The organism is Streptomyces sp. NBC_01410 (assembly GCF_045040195.1).
GTDB lineage: Bacteria > Actinomycetota > Actinomycetes > Streptomycetales > Streptomycetaceae > Streptomyces.
Genome location: NZ_CP109530.1, coordinates 1,758,441 through 1,772,102 on the forward strand (window position 1 = coordinate 1,758,441; position 13,662 = coordinate 1,772,102).

Annotated in this window: 14 protein-coding genes; 8 read left to right on the top strand and 6 right to left on the bottom strand. The window is 71.8% G+C overall.

Annotation, left to right across the window (positions count from 1 at the left end; genetic code table 11):
* The first annotated feature begins 78 nt into the window (after positions 1 to 78).
* Complete coding sequence (locus tag OG741_RS08115; protein ID WP_405596150.1) at positions 79 to 1,092, top strand: FAD-dependent oxidoreductase; 1,014 nt, start codon at positions 79 to 81, stop codon at positions 1,090 to 1,092.
* Between the two features lie 137 nt (positions 1,093 to 1,229).
* On the opposite strand, the gene OG741_RS08120 is transcribed toward OG741_RS08115, so the two are convergent.
* Positions 1,230 to 1,811 carry a TetR/AcrR family transcriptional regulator gene (locus tag OG741_RS08120; protein WP_405596151.1) on the bottom strand — a complete coding sequence of 194 codons (582 nt, stop codon included), beginning with the start codon at positions 1,809 to 1,811 and terminating at the stop codon, positions 1,230 to 1,232.
* Positions 1,812 to 1,939: 128 nt separating this feature from the next.
* Here OG741_RS08120 and OG741_RS08125 point away from each other — a divergent pair, with 128 nt between their 5' ends.
* The 3 genes from OG741_RS08125 to OG741_RS08135 all read left to right on the top strand — a co-directional run bounded on the left by OG741_RS08125 (position 1,940) and on the right by OG741_RS08135 (position 5,366).
* Entirely contained in the window at positions 1,940 to 3,058 is a 1,119-nt protein-coding gene (locus OG741_RS08125; protein WP_405596152.1) for an FAD-dependent oxidoreductase, read from the top strand.
* Positions 3,059 to 3,169: 111 nt separating this feature from the next.
* Entirely contained in the window at positions 3,170 to 4,813 is a 1,644-nt protein-coding gene (locus OG741_RS08130) for an FAD-dependent monooxygenase (protein ID WP_405596153.1), read from the top strand.
* 142 nt (positions 4,814 to 4,955) lie between these two features.
* Positions 4,956 to 5,366, top strand: coding sequence for a PPOX class F420-dependent oxidoreductase (locus OG741_RS08135; protein WP_405596154.1), 411 nt, complete (start codon positions 4,956 to 4,958; stop codon positions 5,364 to 5,366).
* Between the two features lie 25 nt (positions 5,367 to 5,391).
* Here the strand turns inward: OG741_RS08135 and OG741_RS08140 are convergent, their stop codons facing one another.
* The gene (locus OG741_RS08140; protein ID WP_266478414.1) at positions 5,392 to 5,967 is read right to left on the bottom strand and encodes a histidine phosphatase family protein; all 576 of its coding nucleotides are present in this window, start codon (positions 5,965 to 5,967) and stop codon (positions 5,392 to 5,394) included.
* Positions 5,968 to 6,061: 94 nt separating this feature from the next.
* Positions 6,062 to 7,561: a PLP-dependent aminotransferase family protein gene (locus OG741_RS08145; protein ID WP_405596155.1), complete on the bottom strand. Its 1,500-nt coding sequence runs from the start codon at positions 7,559 to 7,561 to the stop codon at positions 6,062 to 6,064.
* Between OG741_RS08145 and OG741_RS08150 the strand changes: the two genes are divergently transcribed.
* Positions 7,560 to 8,537, top strand: a complete 978-nt coding sequence (locus OG741_RS08150) for a DMT family transporter (protein WP_405596156.1) — start codon at positions 7,560 to 7,562, stop codon at positions 8,535 to 8,537. The genes OG741_RS08145 and OG741_RS08150 overlap by 2 nt on opposite strands.
* A 101-nt stretch (positions 8,538 to 8,638) precedes the next feature.
* On the top strand, positions 8,639 to 8,830 hold the full coding sequence (locus OG741_RS08155) for a DUF1918 domain-containing protein (protein WP_405596157.1): 192 nt from the start codon (positions 8,639 to 8,641) through the stop codon (positions 8,828 to 8,830).
* A gap of 1 nt (position 8,831) precedes the next feature.
* On the opposite strand, the gene OG741_RS08160 is transcribed toward OG741_RS08155, so the two are convergent.
* On the bottom strand, positions 8,832 to 10,094 hold the full coding sequence (locus tag OG741_RS08160) for a glycoside hydrolase family 10 protein (protein ID WP_405596158.1): 1,263 nt from the start codon (positions 10,092 to 10,094) through the stop codon (positions 8,832 to 8,834).
* A 170-nt stretch (positions 10,095 to 10,264) separates the two neighbouring features.
* Here OG741_RS08160 and OG741_RS08165 point away from each other — a divergent pair, with 170 nt between their 5' ends.
* Positions 10,265 to 11,125: a 3-hydroxybutyryl-CoA dehydrogenase gene (locus tag OG741_RS08165; protein WP_324982595.1), complete on the top strand. Its 861-nt coding sequence runs from the start codon at positions 10,265 to 10,267 to the stop codon at positions 11,123 to 11,125.
* 132 nt (positions 11,126 to 11,257) lie between these two features.
* A complete protein-coding gene (locus OG741_RS08170; protein ID WP_266478397.1) occupies positions 11,258 to 11,515 on the top strand; it encodes a hypothetical protein in 258 nt (85 codons plus the stop codon).
* A 57-nt stretch (positions 11,516 to 11,572) separates the two neighbouring features.
* Here OG741_RS08170 and OG741_RS08175 read toward each other — a convergent pair whose 3' ends face one another.
* Positions 11,573 to 12,103 carry an NUDIX hydrolase gene (locus OG741_RS08175; RefSeq protein ID WP_266478394.1) on the bottom strand — a complete coding sequence of 177 codons (531 nt, stop codon included), beginning with the start codon at positions 12,101 to 12,103 and terminating at the stop codon, positions 11,573 to 11,575.
* Between the two features lie 51 nt (positions 12,104 to 12,154).
* The gene (locus OG741_RS08180; protein ID WP_405596159.1) at positions 12,155 to 13,495 is read right to left on the bottom strand and encodes a transcriptional regulator; all 1,341 of its coding nucleotides are present in this window, start codon (positions 13,493 to 13,495) and stop codon (positions 12,155 to 12,157) included.
* Between the last annotated feature and the right edge of the window lie 167 nt (positions 13,496 to 13,662).

Here is a 13,662-nt window from a genome sequence, read left to right on the forward strand (position 1 = left end):
CGCGTCACACCCGGCTCCTGTCAGCAATCGGGACGCCGTCTCGTTCAAAGGGCACGCGAACGAGACAGGAGCAACGCCATGAAGCACCGCATCGTCGTACTCGGCGCCGGATATGCCGGGGCCTTCGCCGCCGGAAACCTGGCCCGCCGGCTGTCCCCCGCCGACACCGAGATCACCGTCGTCAACGCCGTGCCCGACTTCGTTGAGCGGATGCGGCTCCACCAGCTCGCGATCGGCCAGGACCTCGCGTTCCGGAAACTCGCCGACGTATTCGCGGGCACCGGGGTGCGGCTGCGGCTGGCGCGCGTCGTCGGCGTCGACCCCGAGCGCAGGACCGTCGCCGTGACCGGCGAGGACGGCGACGGCGAGCTCGCGTACGACACGCTTCTCTACGCGCTCGGCAGCTCCGTGGCCCACCATGGCGTCCTCGGCGTGGCCGAGTACGCCTTCGATGTGACCGGCCGGTCCTCGGCGCTGCGTCTGCGCGAGCGCCTGGCCGGCCTGGGCGGGGGCGGCACCGTGCTGGTCGTCGGTGAAGGGCTGACCGGCATCGAGACCGCCACCGAGTTCGCCGAGTCCCGGCCCGACCTCTCGGTCGCGCTCGCCGCCCGCGGCGAGCTGGGCGCCTGGCTCTCACCGAAGGCCCGCCGTCACCTGCGCCAGGCCTTCGACCGGCTCGGCATCACCGTCCACGAGCACACCGGCATCGAAGCCGTCGAGCCGACACGGGCGATCGCCGCCGACGGTACGGCCATCCCGGCCGACGTGACCGTGTGGTCGGCCGGGTTCGCCGTGCACCCCATCGCGGCCGGCGGCGGCCTGGAGGAAGCCCACGCCGGCGAAGCGGCGGCTGGCCGGCGGCTCGCCCGCGATCCATATGGCGCTGGTCAACGGCTCCCCGGCCGTCCTCGCCGTGGTCGACGGCCGGGTCGTGGGAGCCGTGGCGTTCGAAGTCAGCGACGGCAAGGTCGCGTCCCTGCGCGGCATCGCCGCCGCGGACCGGCTCGCGCGCCTCAACGAGGCCTGGCGGCAGCACGAACCCGAGGCGCCCGTCATCAACGCATGGTGACCGGAGCCACCGGAATCCAGTGACCTGAGGCGGGCGAGGACGGCACCCGCCCCCGCGCTGCACAGCAGCACGGGGGCGGAAGCAGCCCGATTGCCAACTGTCAGTCGCCACAGTGGCCAACGAGCGCCCCTGGCCACCTACCGCTCAGTCTGTTCGGCGATCAGCCGTCGGGGTGCGCGCCCGCCCAGCCGTGTTCGAGCAGGGCGAAGACCTCTCCGGCGGCCCGCCTCGGGTCGGCATGTCGCCCCACGAGGTCCCGGGCCTCCAATGCGAAACGGGCCAGGGCGGCGCAGGTGACATCGCCTTCGGGGGCGCCAACCTCCTCGGCGATGGCCCGGGCCACCGCCGCTTCGTGGCGCATCCACATGCGGTGGGCGTGGTCACGCAGCGCCGGAGTGTCCTCCACCATGCGCCTGAACTCGCCGAACCGCGGGTCCGCGGCGGGAGCCTGCGCCTGCAGGACGTGCTCGCACAGGGCACGCGGGATCGACTGCCCGGGGGCGCGTTCACGCACCGCGGCGACGAGCGCCGCCTCGATGTCGTCGTCCTGGTCGAAGACCAGCGCCTCCTTGCTGGGGAAGTGCTTGAACAGGGTGGTCACCGACACGTCGGCGGCCTCGGCGACGTCCTTGACGCCGACCTGGTCGTATCCGCGGTCGAGGAAGAGCTCGAGTGCGGCGTCGGCCAGGGACCTGCGGGTTTGGGCCTTCTTGCGCTCGCGGCGCCCGGTCGGTTCGGTCACTTGCACACCGTACCCCGGAGCACACTCACTACAAAAGTTGAGTCATTGCACTTATTTAGCGAGTGTGCTTTCTTGGTGATGTCGCCGGGGACCTCCCGGCGACACCCACCTTCCGAGGGGACAGCTCCATGCACTCCGCCCATGACCCCCGCATCGCGGTCGTCGGCGCCGGCCTCGGCGGCCTTGCCTGCGCCCGCGTCCTGCAACTCCACGGTCGCTCCGTAACCGTCTTCGAAGGCGAGGCGTCCGTCGACGCCCGCTCTCAGGGCGGCACTCTCGACATGCACGCCGACACCGGGCAGATCGCCCTGCGCGCGGCGGGCCTGCTCGACCGGTTCCGCACCCTCTCCCGTCCCGAAGGCCAGGAGTGGCGCCTGCTCGACACCGCCAACGCCGCCCTCCTGCCTGATGGGGGGCCTGCCGACGACGAGGGCGACGGCGACAGGCCGGAAATCGACCGAGGCCAATTGCGCGGCCTGCTCCTGGAGTCCCTCACCGCGGGCACCGTGCGGTGGGACCGCGCCGTCGGCGGGGTCACCCCGCTCCGGGACGGCACCTGCCGCCTGCTCTTCAGTGACGGCACCACCGAGGACTTCGACCTGGTCGTCGGCGCCGACGGCGCCTGGTCCCGGGTCCGCCCGGCCCTGTCGGACGCCACGCCCGGCTACACCGGTGTCACCTTCGTGGAGGCCGGCTTCGACGACTGCGACACCCGCCATGCAGAGCTCGCACGGATGGTCGGCGACGGCACCATGCTCGCGAAGGCCGACGGCAAAGCCCTGTTCGCCCAGCGCAACAGCAACGGCCACATCCGCGCCTACATCGCGTTCCGCGCCCCCGAGGACTGGCACGTGGCCGCCGATCTGGACCTCGATGACGCGACGGCCGTGCGGACGCACCTGCTGAAGATCTTCGACGGCTGGCACGAGAGCCTGCTCCATCTCCTGCGGTACAGCGACAGCGGCTTCGTCAATCGCCCGCTGTTCGCGCTGCCCGTCCCGCACACCTGGGAGCACACCCCCGGCGTCACCCTGCTGGGCGACGCCGCGCACTTGATGCCCCCTCTGGGGCTGGGCGCCAACCTCGCCATGCTCGATGGCACCGACCTGGCCCACGCCCTCGTCACCGAATCAAGCCTCGACGACGGCGTCCGTGCCTACGAAAGCATCATGCTGCCGCGCTCGGCCGAGGCCGCGAAGGGCTGCGCGGAGGGACTCGGCCACCTCCTCCCCCCGACGGACTCCTGAGCACGCTCCGTCACGTCTTCCGCCCCGCGGCCAGCGGTGGCTGGGCACCACCCTGCGGGCGACCATTGACGTGGATCCGCTCACAAGGGGGCCTCTCGCCGGGAGACGCCAGTGGTGCACACCGACGTAACGGACGTACTGGTCGCGGGAGCCGGCCCTGTCGGGCTGACCGCGGCCGCCGAGCTTCGGCGGCGGTCAGTCGCCTGCCGCATCGTCGACCGGCTGCCGGCCAGGCTGCCGTTCGCGAAGGCCGTGGGCATCCAGCCGCGCACCCTGGAGATCTGGGACCGGATGGGCCTGGTACGGGCCGCGCTGGACGCGGCCGTCCCGATGCGCGGGCAGCTGACCTACGTCAACGGCACGGAGCAGGCCCGGATCGACCTCGCCCTGCCGGCCGAGGTGCCGTACGGATTCGCCGCGCTGCCGCAGTACGAGACCGAGCGCATCCTCGAGGAGTTCCTGGCCCGCTTCGGGGCCCGGATCGAGCGCGGCACCGAACTGGTGTCGTTCACCCAGGACGCCGACGGGGTGACCAGCCGGCTGGTCAGCTCCTCCGGGGCGGAGGAGGAGGTCCGCTCCCGGTTCCTGGTGGGCTGCGACGGCGCGCACAGCGTTGTCCGAAAGGCACTCGGGCTCACCTTCGAAGGGGGCGCCTTCCCGCAGGAGTACATGCTCGCGGACGTGGAAGCCGACTGGGACCTGCCGCACGGATACGGCGTACGCGCCATGCATCGCGGTGCCGACGGCGTCGTCGACGACCTGCTGGTGTGCATTCCGCTGCCCGGCCGGAGCCGGTACCGGATGTCGATGCTGGTGCCGCCCGAGCTCTCGACCGCCCGGCAGACCGAGGGAGCCGACCGGAGCCGGGTGGAGCACGGCCTGGAGGGCGGCCGGGCCCCCTCGCTCCCCCACATCCAGGAGGTCCTGGACCGGCTGGCGCCGCAGCCGACCACCGCGTCCAACATGCGCTGGTCCTCGGTGTTCCGGATCAGCCACCGGATGGTCGACCGGTACGCCGAGGGCCGGGTCTTCGTCGCGGGGGACGCGGCGCACATCCATCCGCCGACGGGCGCTCAGGGGATGAACACCGGCATCCAGGACGCGTACAACCTGGCCTGGAAGCTCGCCCTCACGGCCGAGGGTGCCGCAGATCCCGGGCTGCTCACGAGTTACGACGCCGAGCGCCGGCCGGTCGGCGAGGAGGTCGTCGGCCGCACCGTGCGGCACGCCGCCGAGGGCGTCCAGGCCGACCCGACGGACCCGGCGACCCTGATGCTGCGCGAAGCGCAACTGCTCGTCGCCTACCGCGGCAGCCCGATCGTGGGGCGGCCCGACCCGGGCGGCAACGGGGACGGCCCCCAGCCCGGCGACCGGGCCCCGGACTGCGGCGGCCTCGCCGGGGAGATCGCCGCGTACCCGTCGCGGCTGTACGACGTACTGCGGGACCGCGGGCACGTGCTGCTGCTGTACGGGCACGACCCGGCGGGCAACCTGTTCGACGAACTCGCCGCCGCCGCACGTGAGGTGTCACAGGGCAGGGTGGAGGCATGCGCGGTGCTCGCCGACGGCGGGCCCGCCGACGGGACGGGGCTGCCGGTGTACCGCGACAGCCGCGGCGAGTTCGGGCGGATCTACCGGGCGCAGGAGCCGACGGCATTTGTCGTGCGCCCGGACGGCTACCTGGGCGCCAGGCTCTGCCCGCCGACCGCCCAGGAGCTGACCGCCCACCTCGCGGGCGTGTTCCGGACGGGCTGAATGACCTGACGCGGTGCCATGCCCGTTCCCTCGGCCGGGCGCCCCATGGCCGTACGTACGCGCCGGACCCTACTCGTTGGCATCGAGCCCGTTGCGCGCGGCCTTGTGCTCGGCCTCGCGCCTGCGGCGTAGCCTCCTGGGCATGTCCATCACATTCGGCGAAGACGCACTCAGACTCCTCGACGAGCCGAACCCCGCGGTCCTGGCGACCGTCAGTCCGGACGGAAGCCCGCAGACATCGGTCGTCTGGGTGGCCAGGGACGGGGACGAACTACTCATCTCCACCGAAGCCGGACGCCGCAAGGACAAGAACGTACGGCGCGAGCCGCGGGTCAGCCTCACGGTGTACGACCGGAACGATCCGCTCCAGTACATCGAGGTGCGCGGCACGGCCACCGTGAGCGAGGACGCCGGGAGGAAGCTCGCCGTGTCGCTGGCCGAGGAGTACGAGGGGGCGGGCGCTGGCGAGGAGTATCTGGAGCTGCCGCCGGAGGTCGTACGCATCGTCATCCGGATCACGCCGGAGCGGGTGGTGGGCAGCGCCGCCCTCTGATGCCCGCCGGCGCGGCGAGGTCGCGTCAGACGGTCGTCCCCAGGCGCAGGCTCCAGCGGCCCGCCCGGCCCGCCAGCGTCACGGTCGACAGGGGACGGACGTCCACGTTCCAGTACGACGAGGGCGGTGCCTTCAGCGCGTAGACGAGGGCTGCCCTGACGACCGCCGGTTCGGCGACGGCGACCATGGAGCCGCCGTCCTCGGCGGGCCTGGTGTCCAGCCAGCCCCCTATGCGCGATATGAACGAGAGCAGCGGCTCACCGCCGTGCGGCGCCGAGCGCGGGTCGGCGAGCCAGGCGTCGACGGCGGCGGGCTCGCGGGCCGCGACCTCGGCCAGCGTGTAGCCGCGCCAGCGCCCCATGTCGCAGTCGCGCAGGGCGGGCTGCGCGATCGGCGCGAAGCCGAGGGCCTCGCCGGTCGCCCGGCTGCGGGCGGTCGGCGAGCAGTACCGCAGCTCGGCGGTGTTGAGCGGCACCAAGGCGTACGCGGCGAGCTGCACCTCGTGCCAGCCCGCGTAGTCGAGTGGCCGGTCGTCGTCGAAGCGCTCCGCGAGCACGGCGGAGCTGCGGGCCGCGGCGACCAACGTGATCCGGACAGTCATGGCGTGATCGTGGTTCCCAATGCCCCGCAGGTCAAGAGGCGACCGGAGGGTCGCGCTCCGGGCGGCCCGCGGCCCTGGCGGGCGCCTCGCCGGTTCAGGACCGCCGGTTTTCCGGGGGGTGCGGCTGCTCTGCCGGGTCGCCGCTGACGGCCCGTCGGCCGAGCACCTCGTCGCAGGCGGCGCGCAGTCTTCGGACGCCCTCGGCGATCTCGGCCGGGCCCGCCACACCCGCGAAGCTCAACCGCACATGACCGGCCGGGGGTTCGGCGCAGAAGTAGGGACGGCCGGTGGCGATGGCGACGCCCGCGCGCAGGGCGGCGGAGAGCAGGGCCGCCTCGTCCGTGCCGTCGGGGAGGCGCAGCCAGAGGTGGTAGCCGCCGGACGGGATGTGCGGGAGGGCGAGTTCGGGCAGGCCGAGGCGCAGGGCGGCTGACATGGTTTCACGCCGTGCCTTCAACTCGGCTGCCACGGCGCGCAGATGGCGATTCCACGCCGGTGAGCCGACCAGCTCCAGAGCTGCTTCCTGGAGCGGGCGCGGCACGAAGAAGGTGTCGACGACATGGATGGCGCGCAGCCGCTCCAGGACCGGACCGCGGGCCGCAAGCATGCCCACCCGCAGGCTGGGCGAGGTCGCCTTGGTGAGGGAGCTGACATGGACGACGACTCCGTCGTGATCGTCCGCGGCGAGCGGACCGGGCAGCGGGCCCGCGTCCTCGTGGACCAGTCGGCGGGCGAAGTCGTCCTCGACGACAAAGGCCCCGGACTCGCGGGCGATGCGCAGCACCTCGCCGCGGCGCTCGGGCGCGAGCACCGCGCCGGTCGGGTTCTGGAAGAGCGGCTGGCAGACGAAGACGCGGGCGCCGGTGGCCTTGAAGGCGGCGGCGAGCAGGTCCGTACGCACCCCCTGGGCGTCCACCGGGACGGGCACCGGCCGCAGCCCGGCGGCGCGGGCGATCGCCAGCATGCCCGGGTAGGTGGGTGACTCGACCAGGACGGGGGCACCGGGCGGGGCGAGCGCGCGCAGGGCGGTGGTCAGCGCCGACTGGCCGCCGGCCGTGATCAGCACATCGGCCGCGCCGCTGTTTTCGCCGAGGCCGCGGGCGAACCAGTCGCGCAGCTCGGGCAGCCCGTCGGTGGGCGGCCGACCCCAGGCGCCGGGCCGCCGTCCGGCCCGGGCCAGTGCGGCGGCCATGGCCCGTTCCGGCTGGAGGGTGTGGTGCAGATAGCCGCCGTTGAACTCCACGACGCCAGGCGCCGGAGCGGCGAGCGTCGCGAGGACTCCGGAGGCGTCCACGGCACGCGGCACCAGTTCGGTCGCCGCGTCCGCGCTGAGGGTGACCTCCTGCCAGGAGGTGTCCCCGGGCGCGGGAGCGGTGCCGGTGCGGGGCTGCGCCCGGAAGGCTCCCGCGCCGGGGCGGGTGACGACCAGACCCTCGGCGGCGAGCTGGGCGATCGCGCGCGAGACGGTCACCGGGGAGACACGGAATCGCTCGACCAGCGCCCGGCTCGACGGCAGCTTCTCTCCTGATGAGTAGCGGTCGAGCTCACGCTTCAGGGAGTTTGCCAGTTCCGTGACACTGCTACGCTCTTGCATGAAGGCACAGGATAGCGCTACTGCACGCATCTCGATAGCGGTCGCCGGACCGGCGCAAGGCACCACGGCCGACCGCGCCGACGCCGACGCCCTCGCATCTCAGCACCGAAGCCCCGCCGCAGGACGCAGCGGCACAGCCCTCGCCGCACTGGGCGTCGTCGCGTTCTCGCTCACCTTCCCGTCCACCGTCTGGGGCTTGGAGAGCTTCGGCCCCTGGTCGCTCGTCGCCGTACGCTGCGTCCTTGCGGCCGTCGTCGCGGGCGGCTTTCTGCTGGCGCTGCGCGTCCCCCTACCCCAGTCGCGCCACTGGGCGGGCCTCGCCGTGGTGGCGGGCGGTGTGGTCGTCGGCTTTCCGCTGCTGACCACGCTCGCCCTGCAGACCTCCACCACCTCGCATGCCGCCGTGGTCGTCGGCCTGCTGCCGCTGACGACCGCCGCCTTCGCCGCGCTGCGTACCGGCCGCCGCCCCTCGCGCACCTTCTGGCTGGCGGCGCTGGCCGGCGCGGCCGTGGTGATCGCCTTCACCGTGCAGCAGAGCGGCGGCGTGCTGCAGAGGGGCGATCTGTATCTCTTCGGCGCGCTGCTGGTCTGCGCGGCCGGCTACACCGAGGGCGGCAGGCTGGCGGGCCGGATGCCGGGCTGGCACGTGGTCGGCTGGGCGCTCATCCTCTGCCTCCCGCTGAGCCTGGCGGGCTCGGCCGTCGCCCTGTCCGTCGAGCCTGTCAGGCTCACCGCGCACGGGATGATCGGTCTCGCCTGGGTCGCGGCAGGTTCAACCTTCTTCGGCCTGTACGTCTGGTACCGGGGCATGGCCTCGATCGGAATCGCCAAGGCCAGCCAGCTCCAGCTCGCGCAGCCGCTGCTCACCCTGGTCTGGTCGATGTCCCTGCTGGGCGAGCGGCTCTCCCCCGCCGCACCTGTCGCGGCCGTCGCGGTCCTGGTCTGCATCGCGGTCACCCAGCGGGCCCGCAGCTGACGACCGGGCGCCGGGATCGACCGAGAGCCTCGGGGGTGCAACTCCCGGCCCCGGCCTTAGACTCGAAACACGGACCACCGCCTTCGAGGAGGTCACTCCCGATGCAAGCGAACGTGGGCGACACACTGCTGGTCCACGGCAGGATCGTGGGACAGCACGACAAGACCGCCGAAGTCGTCGAGGTACTGGGGCAGAAAGGCAGCCCCCCGTACCGGGTGCGCTTCGACGACGGCCACGAGGCTCTGCTGTCTCCGGGCCCCGACACCGAAGTACGCCACCACGAGCAGAAGTGACTCAGTCCGGCGGACGCACTCTGGTCGGATAGTGATCGGCCACCACCCTGGCCATCGCCCCGATCCGGTCCGTCCTGACCTCCTTCGCCGAGAAGAAGCAGTGCCCCCGCACTCCTTCGTACCCGCGCGCCAGCGTGAGATGGCGTGAGAGCTCGGCGGGGTCCTGCCAGGGCGCGGGCTGGGCGGGGTCACCCGCCTTGTAGAGGGCCTCACCGGCGTAGAGATCGACGTCCGTGTCCCGTACGACGTCGTTCCACCAGGGGAGCAGCCGGGCGTAATCGGCCACCGGGAACCCGATGTTCCAGTAGATCTGCGGGACGACGTAGTCGATCCAGCCCTTCTTGACCCACTTGCGGGTGTCGGCGTGCAGATCGTCGTAGGTCTGCACGCCCGCCGCGGTGTCCGAGCCGAGCGGATCGGTGGCGGCATTGCGCCACACCCCGAAGGGACTGATCCCGAAGGGGATGCGCTTCCTGGACTTCTTGATCCGGTCGGCCATCTCGCGCACCAGCCGGTCGGTGTTGTCGCGCCGCCAGGCGGCCTTGTCGGGGAAACCGGCGCCGTAGCGCGCGTAGGTCGCGTCGTCGTCGAAGACCTGGCCGGCGACCGGGTAGGGGTAGAAGTAGTCGTCGAAGTGCACGCCGTCGATGTCGTAGCGGCGGACGGCGTCCATCATCGCGTCCTGGACGAAGCTGCGGACCTCGGGAATGCCGGGGTTGTAGTACAGCTTCCCGCCGTACGGAAGGACCCACTCCGGGTGCACCCGGGCCGGGTGGCTCTCGACCAGCCGGGACAGATCGGTGTGCACGGCGGCGCGGTAGGGATTGAACCAGGCGTGCAGCCGAAGATCGCGCCGGTGGGCCTCGGCCACGGCTGTGCCGAGCGGGTCCCAGCCGGGGTCTCGCCCCTGTGATCCGGTGAGGTACTGCGTCCAGGGCTCGTACGGTGACGGCCACAGGGCGTCCGCCGTCGGCCTGACCTGGAGGACGACGACGTTCAGCTTCCGGGCGACCGCGGTGTCGAGATGGGCGCAGAGTTCGGCGCGCTGCCGGTCCGGGGTGAGGCCGGGCGCGGAGGGCCAGTCACGGTTGGCGACTGTCGCGATCCACATGCCGCGGAACTCCCGGGCCGTCGCATCCCGCCTCGACGCTTGAGCAGCGGACTGCGCTGCCGCGTCCCCAGGCGTCGCGTCCCCCGCCGTCGCCAGTGCGGCCACGGCTCCGGCCGCCGTCATCACGAACCCTCTTCTCCCGATCCGCCCCATATGGCGCCCTCAGCTCCCTCGCTGCCGACGTTCGTATCCGCACAGCATGCCCGCCCCCAGGGGGTGTCCACCCGTACGTCCGGAGTAACGTCGGGGGGTCGAGGCGGGCACCGGAATCACACGGGGGACTCGCCGCACGAATCAGCGAAAGGCACGAGGTGACGGACTCAATGGCCGACATTGCACGCGTCGGAGTGGTCGGCTGCGGCCAGATGGGCGCAGGCATCGCGGAGGTGTGCGCCCGCAGCGGCCTCGAGGTGAAGGTCGCCGAGACCACCGGCGAGGCCCTGGAGATCGGTCGCACCCGCCTCTACAACTCCCTCTCGAAGGCCGCCGAACGCGGCAAGATCACTGAGGAGGAGCGCGACGCGACCCTGGAGCGCCTCAGCTTCACCACCGACCTCGGGGAGTTCGCCGACCGCGATCTCGTCATCGAGGCCGTCGTGGAGAACGAGCAGGTCAAGACCGAGATCTTCCAGGTGCTCGACCAGGTGGTGACCCGGCAGGACGCGATCCTCGCCTCCAACACCTCCTCCATCCCGCTGGTGAAGCTGGCCGTCGCGACCTCCCGCCCGGACCAGGTCATCGGCATCCACTTCTTCAACCCGGCCCCGGTCCAGAAGCTCGTCGAGCTGATCCCGGCGCTCACCACCTCCGAAGAGACGATCAAGCGCTCCGAGGCCGTGGTGCAGCAGGTGCTCGACAAGCACCCGATCCGTGCCCAGGACCGCTCGGGCTTCGTGGTGAACGCCCTGCTCATCCCGTATCTGCTGTCCGCGATCCGGATGTTCGAGTCGGGCATCGCCAGCCGCGAGGACATCGACAACGGCATGGAGCTGGGCTGCGCCCACCCGATGGGGCCGCTCAAGCTCTCCGACCTGATCGGTCTGGACACCGTGGCCTCGGTCGCCGACTCGATGTACGCGGAGTTCAAGGAGCCGCTGTACGCCGCTCCCCCGCTGCTGCAGCGGATGGTGGACGCGGGACGCCTCGGCCGCAAGACGGGCTCCGGGTTCTATCCGTACTCCTGATTCACACGGAGTGTGCGGGGCGTGCCCGCATATGCCGTGCGCACACGCTCCCGCCCTCCTGCCAGGGAGAGTTGACTCGGTCCCGCTCAGCCAAGGGTCCGCTGTACAACCTTCCGAAGAGGAGTTGAATCCGTGACCACCGACCCTGATCATTTAGTGGTCGTCGAGGAGTTCGCCGAGTTACGCCGCTGCCTCGACGTCGGCCTCGCCCGTATCGACGGGCATCTGGCACTGCTCGCACAGCGCAACGACCAGATCGACCGCGATCTCACCGATCTGGCCGCGCGCGTCGGGGCACTCGAGCACGCCAGGTGGCCGCTGCCCGCCGTGGCCGCGCTGACCGCGCTCGGAGCGCTGGCGGTGGCGGTCTGGCAGGCGCTCGGCCAGTAGCTGGCAGCCGGGGGAGGCCGTCCGGGGCGATCCGCCGGGGCCGGCCGTCCGAGACCGTCAGCCGAGCCGCAGATGGTGGAGCATCAGCAGCCCGGCCGCCATGTTGGCGGCCGGGACCTCACCCCGGGCGATCATGTCCGGGACCAGCTTGAGCGGTATCCACTCGCGGCGCGAGGACTCGAAGTCGTCCTCGGGGTGCCCGATGTACGTCGCGTCCTCGGACCAGTAGAGATGGTGCCGGGCGTCGGTGAGGCCGTTGGACGGCTCGACGGTCATCAGGTGCTGGAGGGGGCCCGGGCGCCAGCCCGTCTCCTCCTCCATCTCCCGGGCGGCCGCGGCCTCGATGTCCTCGCCGTCCTCGACGACCCCCGCGGCGAGCTCCCAGCCCCAGCTGTTGGTGATGAAGCGGTGCCGCCAGAGCATCAGCACCTCGTTGGCCCGGTTGACCGCGGTCGCGACGGCGACCGGGCGGAGCCGTATGAGGAAGTGGTCCAGGTGCCGGCCGTCGGGGAGTACTACGTCCGCCAGGTTGACCCTGAACCAGCGGTTTTCATACACAGTTTGTTCGCTTAAGTTCGTCCACTGCACTTTTCTGCCACCTTCCGACAAGTAGATGGCAATATCGCAGCAGGAGCTCGGTCAGAGGGGAACTCGCAGCGCCCCGTCGATGAGTTCGGCCGCCTCGTCCGCGTTGGTGCAACCGCTCGCCACGAGATGCTCCCGCACCGCGCGCAGCCGGTCCCTCAGACGCTGCGACTCCATCCCCCTCGCCCGCTCCACCATCTCCGCGGCCGTGTTCGCCGCCCGGTCCACCTCGCCCTGGCGCAGCTCGATCTGGCTGAGCATGGCGAGCCGGTGGACCCGGCCGCGGTCGTGCGCGGGGGTGTCGACGGCGGCCGTGGCGTGCTCGCGCGCGGCCGGGAGATCACCGAGACTCAGCAGAGCCTCCGCGACCTGGACGTTCACCAGGCCCGGCTGGACATAGCCCGTCTCGTCCGGCTCATACCCCGGACGGATCCGTTCCGCCTCCAGTTCGGCCCGCCGGATGCACCGCAGCGCACTGCTGCCGTCACCGAGATGCGCGTACGCCTTGGCCTGCATCGCGTACAGATCGGCGGCCAGCGCCGGGGTGATCTGCTGCCCGGCCGCCCGCAGGGCCGCCTCCGCGAAGGCCACCGCCTGCCGGTGCTCGGCCATGAACAGCGACTGGTTGACGAGCAGCGCGATGACATACGCGTCAAGTCCCCTGTCCCCGCTGGCCTTTGCCAGCCGCAGCGCCTGATGGAAGTAGCGCTGGGCGAGACCGTGCGCGTCGGAGTCGTACGCGCAGATACCCGCCACCGCCACCAGACCGCCCGTCGCCCGGTGCAGTTGGCGGCCCAGCGCGTCGCTGTAGCCGCCGCGCAGCAGCGGCGCGGTCTCGGCGTTGAGAAAACCGACTATGCGGGCGCGGGTCGCTATGCCGCCCGCCTTGCGGTACATCAGCTCGTAGTGTGCCCGTGCGGCCCGCAGCATCTTGATGTCGGCCATGCTGACGCGGGTCTGCCCGGAGCGCGAGACGTCGGAGTCCTCCGGCGGGTTCTCCCACTCCCATACGGGCATCACGGCGGGGGTGCCGGTGACGGCGGGCGCCTCGATGATGTGCGGCCGCTGCTGTTCGTCGCAGCGCCACAGTGCGGTGGCGCGCTCCACGAAGCCGCACAGCGGCGAGCCGGGCGGTGTGTCGAGCTCGCCGGGCCCGCCGAGACCGATGTCGCCGAGGGTTATGGCCCGGTGCAGCCGGCCCGCGAGGACCTCACAGATCAGGTCGGGCACCTGGCCGCGCGGACGCTGGCCCTTCAACCAGCGTGCCACGGCCGTGTGTTCGTAGCGCAGCGACAGGCCCCGTGCCCGGCCCGCCTGATTGACGCGGGCGGCGAAGCCCGCGTTGGAGATACCCGCCTCGTCGAGCAGGGCGTCGAGCAGTGTGTTGGGCTGCATGGGGCAACTCCGGTGGCTCGGTGGCCTCAGCGTAGTGGAGGAGGATTCGCACGGGGTGTGAACCAAGTGCCCCGATCTGTGCCTCGCGCGCTCTGCCGCCGTACCGCACACCCCGGTTGACTGAAATGCCTCTCACAGAGGCGGCCGGGCCGCCGGCTCCCCCTCGT

Coding starts and splice junctions, on each gene's coding strand:
- OG741_RS08115 (WP_405596150.1), top strand. CDS start 79: ATGAAGCACCGCATCGTCGTACTCGGCGCCGGATATGCCGGGGCCTTC.
- OG741_RS08125 (WP_405596152.1), top strand. CDS start 1,940: ATGCACTCCGCCCATGACCCCCGCATCGCGGTCGTCGGCGCCGGCCTC.
- OG741_RS08135 (WP_405596154.1), top strand. CDS start 4,956: ATGTCCATCACATTCGGCGAAGACGCACTCAGACTCCTCGACGAGCCG.
- OG741_RS08140 (WP_266478414.1), bottom strand. CDS start 5,967: ATGACTGTCCGGATCACGTTGGTCGCCGCGGCCCGCAGCTCCGCCGTG.
- OG741_RS08150 (WP_405596156.1), top strand. CDS start 7,560: ATGAAGGCACAGGATAGCGCTACTGCACGCATCTCGATAGCGGTCGCC.
- OG741_RS08145 (WP_405596155.1), bottom strand. CDS start 7,561: ATGCAAGAGCGTAGCAGTGTCACGGAACTGGCAAACTCCCTGAAGCGT.
- OG741_RS08155 (WP_405596157.1), top strand. CDS start 8,639: ATGCAAGCGAACGTGGGCGACACACTGCTGGTCCACGGCAGGATCGTG.
- OG741_RS08160 (WP_405596158.1), bottom strand. CDS start 10,094: ATGGGGCGGATCGGGAGAAGAGGGTTCGTGATGACGGCGGCCGGAGCC.
- OG741_RS08165 (WP_324982595.1), top strand. CDS start 10,265: ATGGCCGACATTGCACGCGTCGGAGTGGTCGGCTGCGGCCAGATGGGC.
- OG741_RS08180 (WP_405596159.1), bottom strand. CDS start 13,495: ATGCAGCCCAACACACTGCTCGACGCCCTGCTCGACGAGGCGGGTATC.